This is a genomic window from uncultured Methylobacterium sp., assembly GCF_964242245.1.
Classification (GTDB): domain Bacteria; phylum Pseudomonadota; class Alphaproteobacteria; order Rhizobiales; family Beijerinckiaceae; genus Methylobacterium.
In genome coordinates this window covers 17,884-22,641 of the sequence record NZ_CAXTBY010000066.1, presented here as the reverse complement: position 1 = coordinate 22,641, position 4,758 = coordinate 17,884, and the positions used below count along the sequence as shown (strand labels likewise).

Annotated in this window: 4 protein-coding genes; 3 read left to right on the top strand and 1 reads right to left on the bottom strand. The window is 71.2% G+C overall.

The window, feature by feature from the left end:
- Positions 1-1,909: transcription-repair coupling factor (mfd, locus tag ACFE8Y_RS14115; protein ID WP_375465017.1), on the top strand; the 1,909-nt coding region annotated here is incomplete at its 5' end.
- A gap of 67 nt (positions 1,910-1,976) precedes the next feature.
- Positions 1,977-2,204 (top strand): hypothetical protein, encoded by a 228-nt coding sequence (locus ACFE8Y_RS14110; RefSeq protein WP_375465016.1) that lies wholly within the window; start codon positions 1,977-1,979, stop codon positions 2,202-2,204.
- A gap of 19 nt (positions 2,205-2,223) precedes the next feature.
- On the opposite strand, the gene ACFE8Y_RS14105 is transcribed toward ACFE8Y_RS14110, so the two are convergent.
- Positions 2,224-3,465, bottom strand: a complete 1,242-nt coding sequence (locus ACFE8Y_RS14105) for a patatin-like phospholipase family protein (protein ID WP_375465015.1) — start codon at positions 3,463-3,465, stop codon at positions 2,224-2,226.
- Between the two features lie 211 nt (positions 3,466-3,676).
- Here ACFE8Y_RS14105 and ACFE8Y_RS14100 point away from each other — a divergent pair, with 211 nt between their 5' ends.
- Positions 3,677-4,729 (top strand): HpcH/HpaI aldolase/citrate lyase family protein, encoded by a 1,053-nt coding sequence (locus ACFE8Y_RS14100; RefSeq protein WP_375465014.1) that lies wholly within the window; start codon positions 3,677-3,679, stop codon positions 4,727-4,729.
- Positions 4,730-4,758 lie beyond the last annotated feature (29 nt).

Here is a 4,758-nt window from a genome sequence, read left to right as displayed (position 1 = left end):
CGGCCTGCTGCTGCTGCCGGTGGAGAACATCGAGCTCCTGACCCGCTACGGCTCCGAGGACGCGGAGGTGGCGCTGGACCGCCTCGGCGGCGGGGCGTGGCAGGCCCGCAAGGCGCGGATGAAGCGCCGCATCCTCGACATGGCGGGCGAGCTCATCAAGGTCGCGGCGCAGCGCTTCGTGCGGCAGGCCCCGCGGCTGGTGCCGCCGGAGGGGCTCTACGGCGAGTTCGCGGCGCGCTTCGCCTTCGAGGAGACCGAGGACCAAGCCACCGCGATCGACGCGGTGCTGTCCGACCTCAACGAGGGCCGGCCGATGGACCGCCTCGTCTGCGGCGACGTCGGCTTCGGCAAGACCGAGGTGGCGTTGCGCGCCGCCTTCGCGGCGGCGATCTCAGGGCGGCAGGTGGCGGTGGTGGTGCCCACCACCCTGCTCGCCCGCCAGCACTTCCGGACGTTTTCCGAGCGCTTCAAGGGCCTGCCGGTGCAGGTGGCGCAGCTCTCGCGCTTCGTCGGCAGCGCCGAGATGAAGCAGACCCGCGCCGCGCTCGCCGACGGCACGATGGACATCGTGGTCGGCACCCACGCGGTGCTGGCCAAGAACATCGCCTTCAAGGATCTCGGCCTCATCATCGTCGACGAGGAGCAGCATTTCGGCGTCAGCCACAAGGAGCGGCTGAAGGCCCTCCAGGCCGACGTGCACGTGCTGACGCTGTCGGCCACCCCGATCCCGCGCACGCTGCAACTGGCGATGACGGGCGTGCGCGACCTCTCGATCATCGCGACGCCCCCTGTCGATCGGCTCGCGGTGCGGACCTTCGTCACGCCGTTCGACCCGCTGACGGTGCGCGAGGCGCTGCTGCGCGAGCGCTACCGCGGCGGCCAATCGTTCTACGTCGTCCCCCGGATCGAGGACCTCCCCGAGGTCAAAAAGTTCCTCGACACCGAGATGCCCGAGACCACGGTGGCGATCGCCCACGGCCAGATGGCAGCGGGCCAGCTCGAGGACGTGATGACCGCGTTCTACGAGGGCAAGTACGACGTGCTGCTCTCAACCACCATCGTCGAATCCGGCCTCGACATCCCCACCGCCAACACGCTCATCGTCCACCGGGCCGACATGTTCGGGCTGGCCCAGCTCTACCAGCTCCGCGGCCGCGTCGGCCGCTCGAAGGCGCGGGCCTACGCTTTGTTCACCACGCCGGCCAACCGCACCCTGACCGCTCAGGCCGAGCAGCGCCTGAAGGTGCTCCAGACCCTCGATACGCTCGGCGCCGGCTTCCAGCTCGCCTCCCACGACCTCGACATCCGCGGCGCCGGCAACCTGCTCGGCGACGCGCAGTCCGGCCACATCAAGGAGGTGGGCTACGAGCTCTACCAGCAGATGCTGGAGGATGCGGTGACGGCCCTGAAGGCCGGCATCGCGGAGCCGGTGGAGGAGGCGTGGTCGCCGACCATCGCGCTCGGCGCCCCCGTCACCATCCCCGAAACTTACGTCGAGGATCTCGGCGTGCGGCTCGCTCTCTACCGGCGGCTCTCGACCCTGGAGAACGACGCCGAGATGGAGAGTTTCGGGGCCGAGTTGATCGACCGCTTCGGGCCGCTGCCGCCGGAGGTGGAGCAGCTCCTGAAAATCGTCACGATCAAGATCCTATGTCTGGCCGCCAACGTCGCCAAGGTCGAGGCCGGGCCGAAGGGCGTCGTGGTGCACTTCCGCGACAAGTCGTTCGCCAACCCGCAGGGGCTCGTCGCCTACGTCGCGGAGCAGGCCTCGTTCGCGCGCGTCCGGCCGGACATGAGCGTGGTGTTCATCCGCGAACTCGACTCGATCCCGGCGCGCCTGAAGACGGCGACGCAGGTGATGCGCAGTCTGGTTCAGATCGCCGGGCGCGGGGTGAAGAAGGCGGCGTGACCTCCGGCCGCGCGGGATCGCCGGCCAGGCGAGGCAACGCGGTGCCCTGCCGGATCGTTGTGCGCCCATGGCAACCATCGCGATCATGGTCGGCACGCCCGCAGGCCCCCGTCTCCTGGCAGCCTCCTGCGAGCGCGACGCCGCGCTCACGGCCGAGGCGTTGCTCTGCGGGCTCGACCGGGCGGTGCTGCCCGCCCCTGTCTGGGTCCAGTGCGCCGACCCGGCGCTCGCCCGCAGGGTCACGGCCTACCTGCGCGACCTGCAGAGGGATCTCGCGAGCGACGCCCTGGCCTGAGCCGCGGCCGGCGCTTCCCTCAGCGCCCGGCGAACGTCTTCGAGGCGTCCGGATGCGCCGCCCCGAAGGATCTCGTCGGCACGTTCCGCCGGTCCCGCGCCATCGCGTCCGGGGCGCCGAAGGCGGTGCCGGTGCGCGCGAGCCCTTCCGCGTGGGCGAACAGCGCCTGCATGTAGCGCTGGTCGAACGGCCCCGGCGCGTCCTTGGTGAAGCGCCCGTCGATCTCGGCGACCTTCAGGTCGATGGTCTCACGGCGGGCGAAGGCGCCGGCCAGCGCCAGGGCGTCCTGGGTCTGCGCCTTGATCGCCGCCGACATCGCCCGGCCGAGGACGGAGAGCGTCGTGTGCGTCGCCATCTGGAAGGACGCCGCCGCGGTGTTGTTCACGACGAGGTAGACCGTGCGGGCCGGGATCCGCACCGCCGCGGCGCCGGTGAGTGCGGCCTTCGGGGCGAGGTAGAACGGCGCGGTGGTGCCGCCGTCGGCGTGCATCTCCTGGATCGGCTTGTCCCGGCGCGTCGTCCCGTCCGTCGCCGTCGCGTCGATCGAGACCGGCGGGAAGATGCCGGGCACCGCGGCCGACGCCAGCACGATCGACCGGAACAGGCCGAGCGCCTTGTCGGTGCCGATGGTCGCGATGGCGCCCATGTTCCACAGCACGGGGCGCTCGCTGTCGAGCTCCGTCGTGGCGACGAGGAGGCGCCGGCCCTTGGCGTGCTCGGCGGCGATCGCCTTCAGCAGGCCCGGCGTCACGGCCTTGTCGATGCGGCGCTTCAGGGGCCACGTGTCGGTGAGCGCCTCGTCGGAGCCGCCGAACTCGAACACGTCGGCCGCCGAGATGGTGGTGTAGGCCTCGCGCAGCGCCGCGTCGGCGCCGACGAAGGCGAAGGGCGCGATCAGGGCGCCGGTGGAGACGCCGGTGACCACCCCGAAGGCGGGGCGGTTCCCGGCCGCGCTCCAGCCGGTGAGCAGGCCGGCGGCGAAGGCACCGTTCTCGCCGCCGCCGGAGAGGACGAGCCAGGGGTTTACCGCCGCGGGGGCGGCATCGATCAGCGCCTGGAAGGCCTTTGCGTCGTCGCCCGCGATGCGGACCTTGTTCGTCAGGCCTGCCGGGCGCGCCGCGGCGAGCTCGCCGGCTGTGAAGACGACGCGCGTCGGACGTTTGACAGCATCCGAGCCGGCCACGCACAGGTGAGGCGTGCCGGCCGCGAGGCCGAAGACTGTCGCCAGAACGAGAATACGCTGCTTCGTCGATACGGACATGGCCCGTTTCCCGGTTCGATAGTCCCGCCTCGCTGCGAAGACTCTGCTCCTCCGGTGGGGTTCCCGCAAGGCCGCCCTGCGGACGCAGAGTGGACGAGGCGCGTGCGGCAGCGCACGATCGATCGCCGCGCCGCGGACGGCTTTACGCCGGGGCGGCCCTTGCCCTAACCGGGCGTCCGGATCCGCCCGCCGATCCGCAACGAGGCCTCCGATGAAACTGCCCCGCCGCTTCTTCCAGCCGCTCGCCGCCGGCGCGCCGGCGCCGTTCCGCGAGCTGCCCGTGCGGCTGGAGCGGATGATCCACTTCGTGCCGCCCCACAACGACAAGGTCCGCGCCCGGGTGCCGGAGCTCGCCGGCACCGTCGACGTGGTGCTCGGCAACCTCGAGGACGCGGTGCCCATGGACCAGAAGGAGGCCGCGCGCAAAGGCTTCGTCGCGATGGCGCAGGCGACGGACTTCGCCGCTACCGGCACCGGCCTGTGGAGCCGCGTCAATGCGCTGAACTCGCCGTGGTTTCTCGACGACCTGTTCGAGATCGTGGCAGCCGTGGGCGCGAAGCTCGACGTGGTGATGATCCCCAAGGTCGAGGGGCCGTGGGACATCCACTACGTCGACCAGTTGCTCGCGCAGCTCGAGGCACGCCACGGGGTGGGGAAGCCGATCCTGATCCACGCGATCCTGGAGACGGCCGAGGGCGTGGCCAACGTCGACGCCATCGCCTGCGCTTCGCCCCGCATGCACGGGATGAGCCTCGGCCCCGCGGATCTGGCGGCATCGCGCGGCATGAAGACCACCCGCGTCGGCGGGGGGCATCCGGAGTACCGGGTGATCGCCGACCCAGCGGGCGAAGGCGTCGCGCGCGCCTCGGCGCAGCAGGACCTGTGGCACTACACGATCGGAAAAATGGTCGACGCCTGCATGGCCAACGGCATCAAGGCGTTCTACGGGCCGTTCGGCGACTTCTCCGACGGGCCGGCCTGCGAGGTCCAGTTCCGCAACGCCTTCCTGATGGGCTGCGCCGGCGCCTGGACGCTGCACCCCAACCAGGTCGCCATCGCCAAGCGCGTCTTCGCCCCCGATCCGGACGAGGTGGCGTTCGCCGCCCGCATCGTCGCGGCGATGCCCGACGGCACCGGCGCGGTGATGCTCGACGGCAAGATGCAGGACGACGCCACCTGGAAGCAGGCCAAGGTCATCGTGGATCTGGCCAAGCTCGTGGCCGCGAAGGACCCGGACTTGGCCGCGGTGTACAAGCTGGATTGAGGGGGCGCCGTTCCCTCCCCCTTTGCGGG